The following is a 15,455-nucleotide window of genomic DNA, read 5'->3' as shown; positions in this document are numbered from 1 at the left end:
AAACACCTTCATAAATTAATTACGTTTCCATTAAAGGCTTTAATTTTAATATTTTCTTCTTTATCTTCCTTAGCAAAACCTATTTTATGGGCATTATTATGCTTTTTAATTATTTTTATAGTTTTATCTGCCTCTTCTGGAGGAACGATAACTACAAATCCAATATTCATATTAAATACCCTGTACATTTCTTCCAAAGGCACATCTGCACTATAAATTGATTTAAATATAGAATAAGGTTGAGGTAAATTATTAATATCATAGCCTATACCTTTTTTAAGACGTTTAAGGTTTAGAAATCCGCCTCCAGTTATATGGGCAAGTCCATGAATTTCAATATCCTCATTTAAAAGATCAACTACTGGTTTTACATAAATTTCAGTTGGTCTTAAAAGTTCTTCACCAACAGTAGTATCAGGATCATCTGGAAGAGCATCCTTCACATTTAAACTTAATTTATCAAAAAATACCTTTCGTGCAAGACTTAGACCATTACTATGGATTCCGCTACTTTCTATCCCGATAAGAACATCACCGTCGTTGATATTTTCTCCAGTTATAATCTTGTCTGCATCAACAATTCCAATTCCTGTACCTGCAAGGTCAAAATCTTTTATAATTTCAGGAAGAGATGCTGTTTCTCCCCCAATCATCGCTATCATGGACATTTCAGCCCCTCTTGCGAGTCCTTTTCCAATTTCCCTTGCAATTTCTGGATCAGCCTTTTCTACAGCCAGATAATCAACCATGGCTATTGGTTCTGCACCTACACAGAGAATATCATTTACAACCATTGCAATACAGTCTATTCCAACTGTATCATACTTGTTCATCATTTTTGCAACCAGAATCTTACTCCCTACTCCATCTGTGCTCATGGCGATTGCTTTATTCCCTAATTTAACAAGTGCTGCAAAATGACCACTTTCTGTAATTACATCTCTAAAAGAAAGCGTATTTTTAATTTCTGAAACCAGTGCAGAAACTGTTGCCTCCTCGAGATTAATATCAACTCCTGATTCTGAATATGTTACCATGTAATTCACCAAATAATTTTTTAAAACCTCAAAAAACTTGTTTTTTGTGGTTCGGAAATTTACGATTTCTTCAACATCAAAATTCTCCGAATTTTGTGGTTCGAAAATTAAAAATTTCCTCTATATCAAAATAAAGATAATATAAATACTATTAGGTTAGACCCTAATAAAAAGTTTTAGATATTAGAAAAGAAAAAAAACAGTGAATCAATTAAAATATAGAAAAATAAAAAATTTTATTTTCAATAGCTTAATCTTTATTTTTAAACACCATTGAAAAAATAGTTATTGAATCCGGACGGTTTCCAAATTCATTGGAGTTTTTGTCTCTATTTTATATGATCTATAAATGCTTGAAGCGAGATCGAGTGTTTTATAGTTATCTCCATGGCATATGAGGATTTTTTCTGGTTTTGGAGATAATTTTCTCACATAATCCATAAGTTGTTTTCTATCAGAGTGTCCACTGAATCCTTCAATGGTTTTTATTTCCATTTTTACATTGTATACATTGGTTTTTCCTTCTTCTTTAAGTGGAATTTCCTTCCAGCCCTTCTGTAAACGTCTTCCAAGTGAGCCTTCTGCCTGATAACCAACAAAAACAAGTGAACTCTTCTCATCTTCACATAACCATTTGAAATACTCTACAGAATTCCCTCCTGTAAGCATTCCGGAGGTTGAAAGAATTATGGATGGTTCTCCTTCCACTATTTCTCTCCTCTCTTCAATACCATTGACCTTATGGAATACATCAGAGATAAATGGGTTTCTGCCCATGTGGAATATCTGATCACGAAGATCCTTGCTTAAATATTCTGGTCTTGCAGTATGAATTGCATTTGCTTCCCATATCATCCCATCTATATATACAGGAACTTCATCAATGATTCCGTGTCTTATATACTCTTCTAAAACTATCATAAGCTCTTGAGCTCTTCCAACAGCGAAAACAGGTATTAATATTTTTCCGCCACGTTCAAGTGTTCTGTAAATTGTCTTAATAAGCTCTTTTTCCGCGTCATTTCTTGTGGGTTGCACATCCCCATGTCCACCATATGTACTTTCCATTACAAGCGATTCTATTCTTGGAAATTTGGAAACTGCAGGTTCAAGAAGTCTGCTTCTTTCAAATTTAAAGTCTCCAGTGTAAACGAAGTTATGCTGACCATCCCCAATGTGCATATGCACGATTGCAGATCCGAGGATATGCCCGGCATTATGAAGAGTTAAGCGTATATCTGGGGCTATATCAGTTACTTCACCATAATCAAGGGTTATTGTATGCTTAATGGATTTTTTCACATGTTTTACGTTAAATGGGAGAGGACTATCTTCTCTGTGAGCTATATCTATATGATCTAATTGTAATAACGTCATTAAGTCTCTTGTTGGTGTTGTGCAGTAGACAGGGCCTTCATATCCATAATGGAAAAGATATGGTAAAAATCCTGAGTGATCCAGGTGTGCATGAGTAATAATCACTGCATCCAGGTCATCCAGCACGAATTCTGGGACATTTAAGTAAGGATATGAACTTTTATCATCAATCCCCGCAACATTGACTCCACAATCAAGTAAAATTTTACTATTTGGGGTTTGTAAGAATAAGGAAGACCTTCCAACCTCTCTAAATCCTCCAAGGGATGTTAAACGTGTCCATTCATTCTCAGCTGTGGTGCTTCGATGAATTTTGTTTCCAAGAGTCTGCAGAATTTTCTTTCGCTCTTTACTATTTTTCCTCAGGGTTCTTCTAATTCTCTGAATAATTTCAGATGAAATTGGAGGAGTTCTAAGGATTTTGGGGGCCCATCCTGTCTCTTTAACAATTTCTCTTGATGTAGATCCATATTTACCAATCACAAGACCGGGTTTTCTTGCTTCAATTATAACTTCACATGTAACTTCATCAAAAGAAATGTTTGTTATTTTTGCTTCATCCGGAACTATTTCATGGATTTTTTGGATGGATTTTTCCGGTTCGGTAAGGACAGAACGGTCTGATCGAATTATTATCCTTTTTCTTATGTCCTTTGCAAGATCCCTAATAAGCGATCCGTTTTCTGTTATGATCTCCGGATTTTTAGTATATATTACAACCTCGGGACCTTCAAATTCCACTTTTGCTACTTGTACTCTTGTTGGAAGTCTTTGTAATATTGTATTTTTTATTTCTTGAATCTCTGAACCCATAAAATCACTTCTAAAAAAATAGAAATAACGTAAACTTGGTTTACAGTTATAATATTTGATAATATTAATTTTACATAAATTTAATTAGGGTCAAAAAAAGTTAATTTATTTTCTTAATCTTCTTTCTACCTCTTCTTCAGGCAGCATTTTAAATCCTTCTTCAGTTACTGTTGCAACAAGGATTCCGTTACCTGAAAATGCATCTCTTTGCATTGCAGACTGTATTGCTCTTATGGCAACATCTATCCCTTCTTCAGTATCTATATCATCATGATATCTGTCTTCAAGAACACCATAAGCTATTGGTGAACCTGATCCGGTAGAAATCATTTTATCTCCTATAACACCGCCTGTAGGGTCAAGTGAGAACAATGCTGGACCATTATCGTCAACTCCTCCCAGTAATGTTTGAACATAGAACGGATAAAATCTTGATGAATGTAATATATTAGCTGTTAAAGTTGCTGCAGATTCAACGCTTATTCTTTCACCATTTCTTAACCTGTAAAGGGTGACTTCTGCACTTATATATTTCATTAGGCTCTGGGCATCGCCTACTCCACCGGCTATTGTAGCCCCGATATGATCATCTATTTTAAAAATTTTATCGGCGACTTTGTGGGCTATTAAATTACCCATAGTGGCCCTTCTTTCTGTGGCAAATACAACGCCGTCACTACATTTTAAACCAACAGTTGTAGTGCCTTTTAATCTGTTTTCATCATTCATGAATACACCTCAAAAAAATGCAAATAAATTAAAAATAGTTTTCTATGCCTAATATTGGAGTTCATATTATATAAACATTACTTGTAATACTATCCCCTATTTTTAATTTTTAAAGCTCTATTTTTATTCTATTAGCCAATTAAATCCATTTTTTTATTTTCTCTTCACAATATAACCTATTAAAGTATATAAATTGAAATTAAAGAATATGGAATGGATTTTAAAGATAAATTTAGACATATTTTATTATTTTTAAATAATTTTTAATAAATTATATTAATTATTTTTGGATAAAAAGATAGCTATAACAAAATAACACCAATTAATTGCATTATTCATCTTAGTTTTTATAAGTTATAATTTTTATAGTTTTTGATTATTCTATAATAAAATTTAAAAACAGAATAAAACATATCTATTTAACATGAAGGGCAAAGTCATCGGAGACATCCTTGTTTTAAAAAATGAACCGGATAATTTACAGGAACTGCTAAATTTACCCGAAGTAAAAAGGATAGTCAAATTAGGGCGAATAAACGGTGTTAAAAGAGAGCCTGATGTAGAAATTCTTGTAGGAGATAGTACTGAAACCATTCACCGTGAAAATCACTGTTTTTTCAAATTAGATGTTGCTAAAATAATGTGGTCTAAGGGAAACACAACTGAACGGCAGAGAATCGCAAAAATCGTTGAAGATGGAGAAATTGTAGTAGATATGTTTGCCGGAATCGGCTACTTTTCAATCCCAATGGCTGTGCATTCAAATCCGGAAAAAATATATTCTATAGAGATAAATCCCGTGTCATATAGTTATTTAAACGAAAATATTATGCTTAACAAGGCTGAAGGTATTATAGAGCCAATATTAGGTGATTGTAGAGAAGTAGCACCTAAAGGAATTGCGGATAGGGTTTTAATGGGATATATTGGAAATACACACGAATTCCTGGATGCCGCGATGGAAATAGTAAAGCCTGGTGGTATAATTCATTATCATGAATCTGTCCCTGACCTTCTAAAGTTCAAAAGACCCCCACAAAGAATTATTGATGCTGCAAAAGAGCGCGATGTGGAGATATTAAAAAAAAGGATAATTAAAAAATATTCTCCTGGTGTATATCATGTTGTGGTTGACGCAAAAATAAATTAAAGAATGATTTAAAACTGTAAAAATATCCTTTGAAGCTAATCGCAGCATAATGTATTAATTTTAGCGATATAAATTAAAATGTGGTGTTAACGTGGATCTTAATGAAGCCATCAGGGAAAGAAGAAGTATTCGCAGATATAAAGATGAAGAAATTGATGATGATTTAATTAATAAAATAGTGGAAGCAGGAGTATGGGCACCTTCTGCAGGAAATACCCAAAGCTGGGAAGTTATAGTTATAAAAGATAATCAAATTAAAGCCCAACTTGCAGTTGCATGCTATTCAAGAGAATTCATTTCAGAATGTTCTGTGGTACTTGCAATATGTGCTAATAAGAGGGCATCAGGTGCCATATATGGAGAAAGAGGCCGAGAACTTTACTGCATACAGGACGCAGCATGTGCAGCCCAGAATATGCTCCTAAAAATCCATGAACTTGGATTAGGGGCTTGCTGGAATGGTGAATTTGATGAAGACGTGGTTTCAAATCTGTTAGATATTCCAGAGGATGTAAGGCCCGTAGCTTTAATTACAGTAGGTTATCCTAATGAGAAACCTATTCCTCCATCAAGAGGCGATGTTGAAGAATTCATTCACCATGAAAAATATTGAATTTTCAAAAAATTAATTTTTGTAGTTTATTTGTGATAATATGAATTCTCAAAGTAAATTGGTGAATTTGATTGATAATACTACTGCAGAATTTTTTCTCGAATTAGGGCGTTTAAATAAGGATGAAGTCCTTGATATACCTGAAATTAAATATATATTTACAAAAAACTGGCAGAGCCGCATTTTTATGACGAATTTCAGTGAGTTAAACGCGTCTAAAAATATTATACATGTAATTTCAAGGATTAAAGAGCTAAAAATACCTGTTCTCTGGTTTGTTACTCCAATGTCCCGTCCAAAGAACTTGAAAAAAATTTTAAAGGATCATGGTTTTACTTATCAAAATAACTGGAGAGCAATGGCAATTGACCTAAAAACAGTGCCTGAAAGATTTAATGTTCCAGAAGGCATGACTATAAAAGAAGTTCTTAATTTAGAAGATTTAAAAATCTGGACTGATGTCCTTGTAAAAAGTTTTGAATTTCCAATTATTATTGTTGAATCCTATAAAAAATATTTCATAAATGCTGGACTTGAAAATCTTAATTTTCATTATTATCTTGGACTTTTTAATGACAAACCTGTATCATCATCTGTACTTTTTAAAGGAGACGGAGCCGCAGGTATATTTTACATTGGAACCATACCGAAAGCTCGGGAGAAAGGGATGGCTAAAACTATGGTCTATTACATCCTTAATAAAGCCATGGATGAAGGATATGATATCTCTATTTTACAGGCAAGTAAAATGGGTTATCCCTTGTATAAAAAAATTGGTTTTAAAGAATACTACACTACAAAAATTTATAAACTTGAAAATCCTTTTTAATCATCACAATATCAATTATATTTAATTTATATGAACATTAACAAGTTTAAAGACAATTATGTAGTTAAAATTTTGAAAATCATAATTATATTAACTATAAATTACAAAATGTTAGCATATATCTTATAAAAAATGTGCATAAACAGTTGATGTTGTGATAATATGGAACTTTTTGAAGCTATTAAAGGTAGAAGAAGTATCAGACAGTTTAAAGAAGAAACTCCTGATGATGAATTAATTGAAAAAATAGTTGAAGCAGGAATATGGGCGCCTTCTGCGGGAGATTTACAGAGCTGGGATGCAGTAGTCGTAAAAGATCATCAGACAAAGGTTCAGATAGCTGTAGCGGCTTATGTGCAGGAATTTATTGCTAAAGCCCCAGTCGTCATTGTAATGTGCGCCAATATGGCAAATGCTGGTGCAAGATACGGTGAAAGAGGTAGAGAACTTTACTGCATACAGGACGCAGCATGTGCAGCCCAGAACATGATGCTTTCAGCCTATGCACTCGGATTAGGTGCTGCATGGATTGGTGCATTTAAGGAAGAGGACATTGCAAACTTACTGAATTTACCAGACTATCTAAGGCCTGTCGCGCTTATTCCCCTTGGATATCCTGACGAAGAGCCAGAAGCGCCTCCAAGAAGGAGCATTAAAGAAGTTATTCACAATGAAAAATATTAAAATAGTGGGGATTGATCTGGCGGGGAAACCAGAAAATCCCACTGGAATTTGTTTTTTAAATTCAGATCAGCTTGGTTTCAGTACTGTTTTTGAAGATAATGAAATATTAAGTTTTATATTCGAGGCAAGCCCTTCTTTAGTTGTAATTGATGCACCTCTTTCACTTCCAAAGGGCAGGTGCTGTTTAAGTAATGAATGCAGTTGCAGTGAAGTTGGAGGGCACTTTAGAAAAGCTGAAGTTGAAATGCGAAAATACGGACGTACATTGCCTTTAACATTTCGCGGGATGCGTATGCTTACTGAAAGAGGAATCAAGCTTGCAGATGAGTTAAAGAAAAAATATGAGGTTATTGAATCTCATCCAGGGACTATACAAAAAATTTTAGGGCTCCGGAATTCCGGAGAAGTTGGTAAATATTTTGATTTACCTAAAAATATCAGCGAACATGAACTGGACGCTGCTTTGCTTGTTATTGCAGGAATATTTTATTTTAAAAATGAATTCATGGAATTTGGAGATATAGAAGAGGGAATTATTATTCTTCCAAAATGTTAGATCATGCTGTAGGTTGCGATAACCGATTAAAAGGTATTTCATAAAAGTGTTTATTCTATAAAAATTTCATTTTAAATAATATCATGGTCTAAAAAAGTAATATTTTTATTATACTATGATCATAATACATGTGGAGACTATTTTTATGACGAGACGGGAATCTGTAATTAAGGCTACATACGAGATCTTAAATCCACACAAATATTCTGGTGTTGATACTTTTAAATTTAGAACAACCCTCATGGAACGGCTACATGAATATAATGACGATATAATAAGAGATATTGAAGAAATACTTATTAATTATGGTTTAATTTTAAAACATGAAAAACAGAAAGTTCTATTACCTACAAAGAAGCTCTTAAAAGCAGAAGAAGATTCATTAACTCATTTTGGTGAAAATATACAATTTTCAGGAAGGTTGGAAGGGACCAATTTTATTGGAGATATGTAAAATGAAGGTTAAAGGAAAGAAAGCATGAAAATCTTTGATTTTTTGCACGCCATGAAAATTGTATATTTTCATATGCTTTGGTTTTTGAGGATTTTGGCAGTTTTCTGAACTTTTGGAAATCCCTCAAAAATCTATGATTTTTTACATGCTCACAAAACTGATGTTTTGTTGCAGCGAAAATTGAAATTTTCGCATGCCCCGAAAACAAGTTTTCGAGGGCCACAAATTTTTAAAATAAAATTTGAGGTGATAATATGAAAGGAATTTCTCCAGAATCTGTTTATAATTTCTTAAAGGGCATGCGTTACCCTGCAAAAAAGGATGAATTAATTGGACAGGCTAAAAAAAATAATGCAGACAGAAATGTACTTGCAGCTTTAGAAACACTTCCTGATAAGGAATATAAATCACAGGAAGATGTTATTAAGGTTGGATCTGAGTTATATCATGAATGAACCAATATTTTATTTTTTATTTTATTCCTTTCCCTTTAAAGAAATTGTAAAAAAATACTCCATCAGATTCTGTAGTTTTATAAAGATCATTTATTCCTTTTTCCCATGATTCAGCATCCATTAACCCTAAATCAAGAGCCTGTTCTTTAACTCCTTCTACCATTGCAATGATTGTTTTTTTATTGAATCCATCAACCAGATGAGGTTTGCTTGAGTCAACATAGACTATTTTAGGATTTACTACTATATTTTTAAATCCAGAATTCATTAAAAGAGGATATATTTCTCTTCCAATCATTGGATTACAATCAAAACGTTTCTGGCATTCAATAAGACAATTCCATGCTTTAACAGCTTCTTCTGATTCTGGATAAAAATAGCATGACCCATGATCGCCTTCAATTACTGTTATTGAACCTCCAGTTTTAAGAACTCTTTTCAAACTTTTAAGTGCTGATACTGGGTCTTGAAGATGTTCAAGTACAAAACATACAAAAATATGATCAAAACTTTCATCTTCAAAGGGCAAATCAAATAAATCTGCAACCTGAAATTCTACATTTGAAAACCCAATTTTTTCAACTAAAGATTTTGCCTGTTTTATTGAATCCTCTGAAATATCTATGGAAGTGATTTGTGCATCTGGATTGTTTTTTGCAAGCATTATTGTTTGAGCGCCTACACCGCAACCCGCCTCCAGAACCCTGGATCCTGCAGGGTATTGAGTATCATCATGCATTAGATTAGCCAGTGTGTTTGCCTGATCCCTTAGTCTGTTGGCTTCTTCTTTTGAATATCCATGAACATAATCTTCTCTCATAATAATCACTTTAAAAATAAAAAATATTCAATTTGATATATGCATATTATAAAATATAGTGCTATTTAAAGCCTTATAGCACATATTTGTACGTTGGAGAAATATTATATTATCTTAAATGACTATCTTTAACCAATCAGTGCTAATTATTTTTTCTACTGCTTCTGTTAGACTCCTGCTCCCTTCCAATATCTCAATGACCTTTTCATTAGGTTCTGAATATATAGTTAGAAAATCAACTTCTCCTTTTTCTTCATCAACTGGATAAGCCAAAATTTCCTTATCAAGACTAAATTGTGCGTTTACTGGACCTTCATTTCCACGAGCATCTAATCTAATCCATTTATGAATACTTTTAATAAAAACAGCGTTTAATCCATGTAACCCAAATCCTACGTCAAATTCTAATTTCTGGTAACAGAAACCTGTTGGAATGTCCAAAGCTCTTAAAATGGCTGCCAGTAAATGAGAATTTCCAAAACATAGTCCGAGTTTATATTTTAAGACATCAGAAGCCTTGCATGTAACGTTGCTCTTCCCTGCATCTGAGGAATGTCTTATTTCATCCCTTACAAATTCATAGGTACTTTTTACAAGTTCAATTTCATTTTCAGCCCCTTGACTTAAATTACTTGCAATTCCCTGAATTTCTAAATTATTACAGTCAATAACCTCAGAACACTCCAAGTAATCATTTAAATTGTTGCTTTGCGTTATAAATTCCATCAAATCGCCTGAATAAGAAATAATTTAAATTTGTAATAATTTCAATAACTCATCACCCGGATATAAAGATCCATTTTCAGCAAATTTTTGGAGTTTATCATCTTTTAGATACTCAAGAGAGCTACTGATCCCCTGAAGACTTGAATACATCAAAAGTGTGGGCAGACTAATCCTCGCTACTCCACATTTTTTTAAATCATCTATTGAAAAATTATTTATATTATAAGGCATTCCTGCAGCAACACTCAGCGGCCCTCTAACTCCATTTACTGCTTTTTTTACTTCGTCAAGTGTTTCTATGTATGTTATAAACGCTAAATCTGCTCCAGCTTCAAGATACTGGTTGGCACGGTCAATGGCAATTTCTAACCCATCATCCCTGTTTTCTATTGATTTTAGAGCATCTGTACGGCCGTTAATTATAAAATCGTGATTATCTTCAGCTTCTGCTGTTTCTCTGGCTACTATTATTTTTTGTACCATTAAATCTTCATTTACGAGTGATAAGGGGCTTTTACCAGGAATCTGATCTTCAATATTCAACCCGGCAACTCCTGCCTGTATAAACCTATCAACTGTCTCTAAAACTTCTTCAGGACCCCCATATCCATCTTCAGCATCAGCCATTACTGGTATATCTACTGATTTAACTATTTTCTTGGTTCGTTCAATATTTTCATCCAGTTTTACATCCATTTCGCTTTTATAACCTGCCTGAATTGAAAAACTGTATCCAGAGCATTGTACAGCTTTAAATCCTGCCTTTTGAATTAATTTAGCACTTACAGGGTCGTATGCATCAGGCATTATTAATGTTTCTCCCGAATTTAAGAGTTTTTTAAGCATTTTGCTTTTGTCCATAGAAATACCCGATGAAATTTAATTATTGAATTTATTTTATACCATAAATTCATTTATTTATTTTGTACTTTAACCAGACTATTTCATCCCTTAATTTATCAATATGTACTAATTTAACTTTTATAACATCTTCTAAAGAACTGATATCTGGTTCATGGAATATGGAGTTGAGCTTCATACCACCAACGAGTTCTGGATGGATCAAAAGGTGAATTTCATCTGCTAAACCCTCACGAAGAAGAATTCCATTTAAAATACCTCCGCTATCGACCCTCAGAGATTTTATTCCATATAAATCATTTAATTTTTCCAATGCCTCTTTTAAATCAACCTGATCTTTACCAGCAATAATAAAATCAATATTTCTTTCCTTTAAAAAATTTAGATACTCTTCAGGAGTGTTTTTGGAGCATAGAACTATAATATCACGTAAATAAGGCATTTTAAATAATTCAGCCCATATTCTGATCTTTCCCTTACTATCTGGAACAATTAAATAAGGTCTGGTGTCTTCTGGATTTTTTTCTCTGTTAATAATAGATTCCAGGTCTTCTTTAAACATTGCGCCATATTCAACTTCAAATCCGGCTAACACAGTATTACTTCCCATAAGTACCGCATCTATATCCCATTTGGATGCTAATTCATAGTATAACTCTACATCTGCATTAAAACCGGTTATTCGCCCGTCAAGGCTTACAGCATTGTATAAAATTACATGAGGCAACATATATAATACTCCTTTTTATTATTTTAAATAATCCATATTATATATCAGAGAAAACCTTCATATTATCCTCTCTTACCAAATTATAGAATAAATAGGGTTCATTTAAATAATTTAGTCACAAATTACTTAAATTTTATTATTTTATTTAAAATGAAATAAATGAGTTTTAAAGTGGGATTTGATAAAAAAAATTGTAAGTCTATTTTAATTTCTCAAAATCAAAATCTGGCTTTATAAAACGTGCCGTATAATTTATAAAGCTTCCCTCAACATTATCAAAGAAGAAACCTGCATTTTCGCATTGTCTTATTGTAGTTGATTTAAGGGGATAATCTGGATCAGGAATAAATTCTGTAACTGCAAGAACTCCATTTGGCTTTAATACTCTCTTGATTTCCTGCAATGCTTTTTTTTTATCTGGAATTTCTTGAAGAACCGCAACCATATAGACAAGGTCAAAATAATTATCTTTAAATGGCATTTTACAAACATCTCCTTCTATTAAAAATATATTATGGATATCTATGTTTTCAAATCGCTTTAATTTCATGCGGAGCTGTTCCAGCATCTCGGCCTGAATATCAATCCCATATACTTTTCCTTTATCTCCAACAGCTCTTGCTGCATAATTTGTAAATGCTCCGCTGCCGCACCCAGCCTCTAAAACATACATTCCCCCTGAGATACCGCTTCTTTTTATTAATTTATCTGGAGGTTGAATTATTCTCCGATAATCACTGTCTAAATACTTCCCCATGAATGTAGGTACAGGAAATGGATGAATTCTACCTAAAATACTTAATAAAACCCATAAAAAGATAAAGAACCCTGGAATTGACACTAAAAGGATTATTATTGGCATTTCCATTATTTCACCTATTAAAAACCAATTTAATAGTTTTTAAATATATGAAACATTATGATAATAAATTATATATCATCATTAATATTACTAGTTTTTTAAATAAAGAAAAATATTTTTATCCCAAAAAATATTTATAGAGAAAATAGAAATATAATTTTTTCCAAGTCCCTTGGGGTAGTGGCAATCCTGTGAGGCTCTGGACCTTTCGACGGCGGTTCGACTCCGCCAGGGACTATTTTTCACTTATTTTCAATATTTTCTTTAATTTGAACCTATACATCCTCAAAATTCAGCTATAACAAGCATTTCATAGTCATCAGTAGTTAATTCAGCATTTCTACTAAAATTTCCAATCTCGCAACCATATATATCAATTTTGTTGAAGTTTAAGGATTTAAGAAGCCATGTAATTTCAGAGGGCACATAATAACGTTCATTACACTCCAGAACTTTTAAATTACCGTCATCATCTTCCACTTCAAAGGTTGATTTATCGCGGAAAGTCATGAGATCAAATGAATTCCCTTCACTTATGCCTTCCACCGCGTTGGAATTGATGAAATCTTTAACAGAGTGATAAAGAGGATAAAGACCATTTAATGTAGTAAATATTAGCTTTCCATTCTTTTTTAATGCTTTAGATGCATTTTTCAGTATTTCAAAGTTCATCTCGTCAGTTTCCATTAAAGAAAATCCACCTTCACATAACATAATTACCAGATCAAATTCATTATTAAAATGAGGATTTCTAGCATCAGCAATCTGGAAATCAATATTAACCCTTGCATTTTTGGCATTTTCAATTGCTTTTTCTATCATGGATTCAGATAAATCAATTCCCCTAACATTATATCCTCTTTTTGCAAGTTCTACATCATGTCTACCAGTTCCACACCCTATATCAAGTATTTTACAGTTTTTATTCTTGTTTATCTCCTTCTCGATGAAATCAACTTCTCCAATAGTTCCTTGGGTGAAAATTTCATTTTCATACTTATTTGCGTAATTTGTAAAGAGCTCCTCGTACCATTGTTTCATTTAATCACCATATTTTAATATTTTATTCTTATAATAATATTTAATGATTATATTCTTTTTTAGCCATCAGATAAAGTTTTATTCCTGTAACCTCAATCCATATCCACGGCACGGCAAGGAATAATCTCTGGGCCAATCCCTGATAGTCGTCGCCAATGGCCACCCGAAGCACTAAAAGCAAAACAATTGATAGCAACCCGCTTATTAGTGAATATGTCCTGTATTTACTCCAAATATAATTATCAGCATTTTTTAATCCTTTCCAGATCAGCAGCTGGGCTGCAATGATAGTGAGAAATGCTGTGGCACTCACCAGATTATGTGGAACTCCACTGAGATAATCCTCAGGAAATACCCCTGCAAACAGCAACCCTAAACCGAATATCGTTACAAACCATATTCCAGCTTTCAGGGCTCTTCCTTGAGAAACTGACAAACCACTTCGAAGCCCAAGCGAAAAAACAATTACCAGAAGACCAAATATAACGAAATTAACGTTTTGAATTATGGAATATGGACCAACACCGAGATCACTGACAAAGTTATAAATCTGATTATAATCTGTTCTTAGAAAACTCGCTACAATCACTAGAAATGTGAAGAGAATTGGGGCAATGATGCCGCAAAGAGCAAATATTCGTTGCTTTTCTAAAAAAGATACCATATTAATTCCTCCATTAATTGAATTTATGTGTTTTAAGGATGTTTAACTTTAGCCAACAACAAATCCAATGATTTTTGCAGCCTTCTCTGGCGTGTTTTTTCTTTTTTAGCAGTTGTAATCCATAGAACATATTCTTTTTTATTTGAATATGGTAGCGAATCAAAGAATTCCTTCACTTCTTTTTTCTGATTTAAGATTTCGGGGAAAATCTTCTGGTATTTCTACTATTCGTGGCTCACTATCCTGTTTTAAAATAACATGAATAGTGCCTCCAGGATTTTTACCAATTTCTTTACGAATTTTTTGTGTAACTCCTAAAATATGACAATGATGTCCTATTGCAAGTGAGCCTCTGTACTCTACCCTATCGAACATTGCATGCACTTTAACCTGTTCTTTAACTCCAAATTCTTTTTCTACATCATAGGGGAACTCAACAAATGTTGCATTCCTCCCTTCATGTTTTAAAAGAACCGCATCGAATTCATATTCCTTCATGTTCCTAATTCCCTAAAAAGTTCCACTTCTGATTACATTATGATCTAAAAATGATTAGTATTTGTTATTTTTAGATCGCTGCAAATCATTATATCACTTATCAATATAAAAAAGGAATTATTTTCTTGCTTTTTTTCATGTATTCTTCATATTCCTCTCCAAATTCCCCTAATAACATTTTTTCTTCAATTTTTATCCTGTAAAGAATAAGAGGAATTAATCCAAGCATTAAAATAAACCCAGCTAAGCTTGAAAAGAATAATGGAACCCCTAAACCATATATTATAACTGCAAGATAAATAGGATGCCTGATATACCTATAAAGACCCTTTTGAATGAGTTCATGATCTGGTGATGTTTTCAAAGCATATGAATAATATTTTCCCAACGTTCTTTTTCCAATTAAACGAATTGTTAAGCCTATTAAAAATAGAATTAGTCCTAAAACATTTATAATGCCAAAATTAATCTTCCCAATAAAAATAAAGTCCCATATCGATACAATTATGGCTAAAAAGAAGATTAAAGATGATATAACTATGAAATACCAGTCTTC

At 32.9% G+C, this 15,455-nt stretch carries 19 protein-coding genes and 1 tRNA gene; 8 read left to right on the top strand and 12 right to left on the bottom strand.

The features are described from left to right. Positions 1 to 8: 8 nt before the first annotated feature. The 3 genes from purM to psmB form a co-directional block, all read right to left on the bottom strand. Positions 9 to 1,037 carry a phosphoribosylformylglycinamidine cyclo-ligase gene (purM, locus tag QMD61_08460; protein ID MDI6724663.1) on the bottom strand — a complete coding sequence of 343 codons (1,029 nt, stop codon included), beginning with the start codon at positions 1,035 to 1,037 and terminating at the stop codon, positions 9 to 11. A gap of 285 nt (positions 1,038 to 1,322) precedes the next feature. Further along, complete coding sequence (locus QMD61_08455) at positions 1,323 to 3,227, bottom strand: beta-CASP ribonuclease aCPSF1 (protein ID MDI6724662.1); 1,905 nt, start codon at positions 3,225 to 3,227, stop codon at positions 1,323 to 1,325. 105 nt (positions 3,228 to 3,332) lie between these two features. Next, positions 3,333 to 3,956 (bottom strand): archaeal proteasome endopeptidase complex subunit beta, encoded by a 624-nt coding sequence (psmB, locus tag QMD61_08450; protein ID MDI6724661.1) that lies wholly within the window; start codon positions 3,954 to 3,956, stop codon positions 3,333 to 3,335. Between the two features lie 424 nt (positions 3,957 to 4,380). On the opposite strand from psmB, the gene QMD61_08445 reads away from it, so the two are divergent. The 7 genes from QMD61_08445 to QMD61_08415 all read left to right on the top strand — a co-directional run bounded on the left by QMD61_08445 (position 4,381) and on the right by QMD61_08415 (position 8,697). Next, entirely contained in the window at positions 4,381 to 5,106 is a 726-nt protein-coding gene (locus QMD61_08445; protein ID MDI6724660.1) for a class I SAM-dependent methyltransferase family protein, read from the top strand. 91 nt (positions 5,107 to 5,197) lie between these two features. Beyond that, a complete protein-coding gene (locus QMD61_08440) occupies positions 5,198 to 5,719 on the top strand; it encodes a nitroreductase family protein (GenBank protein ID MDI6724659.1) in 522 nt (173 codons plus the stop codon). A 40-nt stretch (positions 5,720 to 5,759) separates the two neighbouring features. Then, positions 5,760 to 6,548, top strand: a complete 789-nt coding sequence (locus QMD61_08435) for a GNAT family N-acetyltransferase (GenBank protein ID MDI6724658.1) — start codon at positions 5,760 to 5,762, stop codon at positions 6,546 to 6,548. 162 nt (positions 6,549 to 6,710) lie between these two features. Then, positions 6,711 to 7,232 carry a nitroreductase family protein gene (locus QMD61_08430; GenBank protein MDI6724657.1) on the top strand — a complete coding sequence of 174 codons (522 nt, stop codon included), beginning with the start codon at positions 6,711 to 6,713 and terminating at the stop codon, positions 7,230 to 7,232. Beyond that, a complete protein-coding gene (locus QMD61_08425; GenBank protein ID MDI6724656.1) occupies positions 7,219 to 7,788 on the top strand; it encodes a DUF429 domain-containing protein in 570 nt (189 codons plus the stop codon). Before QMD61_08430 ends, QMD61_08425 begins: the two co-directional genes overlap by 14 nt. A gap of 145 nt (positions 7,789 to 7,933) precedes the next feature. Beyond that, entirely contained in the window at positions 7,934 to 8,242 is a 309-nt protein-coding gene (locus QMD61_08420; GenBank protein MDI6724655.1) for a hypothetical protein, read from the top strand. Positions 8,243 to 8,496: 254 nt separating this feature from the next. Beyond that, complete coding sequence (locus QMD61_08415; GenBank protein ID MDI6724654.1) at positions 8,497 to 8,697, top strand: DUF2795 domain-containing protein; 201 nt, start codon at positions 8,497 to 8,499, stop codon at positions 8,695 to 8,697. Positions 8,698 to 8,713: 16 nt separating this feature from the next. On the opposite strand, the gene QMD61_08410 is transcribed toward QMD61_08415, so the two are convergent. The 5 genes from QMD61_08410 to QMD61_08390 all read right to left on the bottom strand — a co-directional run bounded on the left by QMD61_08410 (position 8,714) and on the right by QMD61_08390 (position 12,702). Further along, the gene (locus tag QMD61_08410; protein MDI6724653.1) at positions 8,714 to 9,517 is read right to left on the bottom strand and encodes a methyltransferase domain-containing protein; all 804 of its coding nucleotides are present in this window, start codon (positions 9,515 to 9,517) and stop codon (positions 8,714 to 8,716) included. Between the two features lie 114 nt (positions 9,518 to 9,631). Next, the gene (locus QMD61_08405; GenBank protein ID MDI6724652.1) at positions 9,632 to 10,243 is read right to left on the bottom strand and encodes a transglutaminase family protein; all 612 of its coding nucleotides are present in this window, start codon (positions 10,241 to 10,243) and stop codon (positions 9,632 to 9,634) included. 24 nt (positions 10,244 to 10,267) lie between these two features. Then, positions 10,268 to 11,104: an isocitrate lyase/phosphoenolpyruvate mutase family protein gene (locus QMD61_08400; protein ID MDI6724651.1), complete on the bottom strand. Its 837-nt coding sequence runs from the start codon at positions 11,102 to 11,104 to the stop codon at positions 10,268 to 10,270. 49 nt (positions 11,105 to 11,153) lie between these two features. Continuing rightward, on the bottom strand, positions 11,154 to 11,834 hold the full coding sequence (locus QMD61_08395) for a RibD family protein (protein ID MDI6724650.1): 681 nt from the start codon (positions 11,832 to 11,834) through the stop codon (positions 11,154 to 11,156). 199 nt (positions 11,835 to 12,033) lie between these two features. After that, positions 12,034 to 12,702 (bottom strand): methyltransferase domain-containing protein, encoded by a 669-nt coding sequence (locus tag QMD61_08390; GenBank protein ID MDI6724649.1) that lies wholly within the window; start codon positions 12,700 to 12,702, stop codon positions 12,034 to 12,036. Positions 12,703 to 12,862: 160 nt separating this feature from the next. Here QMD61_08390 and QMD61_08385 point away from each other — a divergent pair. Beyond that, positions 12,863 to 12,934, top strand: a tRNA-Gln gene (locus QMD61_08385). Between the two features lie 47 nt (positions 12,935 to 12,981). Here the strand turns inward: QMD61_08385 and QMD61_08380 are convergent. From QMD61_08380 to QMD61_08365, 4 genes are all read right to left on the bottom strand, one after another. Continuing rightward, positions 12,982 to 13,737 carry a methyltransferase domain-containing protein gene (locus QMD61_08380; protein ID MDI6724648.1) on the bottom strand — a complete coding sequence of 252 codons (756 nt, stop codon included), beginning with the start codon at positions 13,735 to 13,737 and terminating at the stop codon, positions 12,982 to 12,984. 40 nt (positions 13,738 to 13,777) lie between these two features. Next, the gene (locus QMD61_08375; GenBank protein ID MDI6724647.1) at positions 13,778 to 14,401 is read right to left on the bottom strand and encodes a DUF998 domain-containing protein; all 624 of its coding nucleotides are present in this window, start codon (positions 14,399 to 14,401) and stop codon (positions 13,778 to 13,780) included. A 159-nt stretch (positions 14,402 to 14,560) separates the two neighbouring features. Next, positions 14,561 to 14,899, bottom strand: coding sequence for a DUF1905 domain-containing protein (locus tag QMD61_08370; protein MDI6724646.1), 339 nt, complete (start codon positions 14,897 to 14,899; stop codon positions 14,561 to 14,563). 100 nt (positions 14,900 to 14,999) lie between these two features. Continuing rightward, positions 15,000 to 15,455 (bottom strand): isoprenylcysteine carboxylmethyltransferase family protein (locus QMD61_08365; GenBank protein ID MDI6724645.1); only part of this gene is annotated, 456 nt, incomplete at its 5' end.

It is taken from the genome of Methanobacterium sp., from assembly GCA_030017655.1.
Classification (GTDB): Archaea; Methanobacteriota; Methanobacteria; order Methanobacteriales; family Methanobacteriaceae; genus Methanobacterium_D.
Note: the sequence above shows the minus strand (reverse complement) of the source record. Positions and strands in the feature narration are given on the sequence as shown.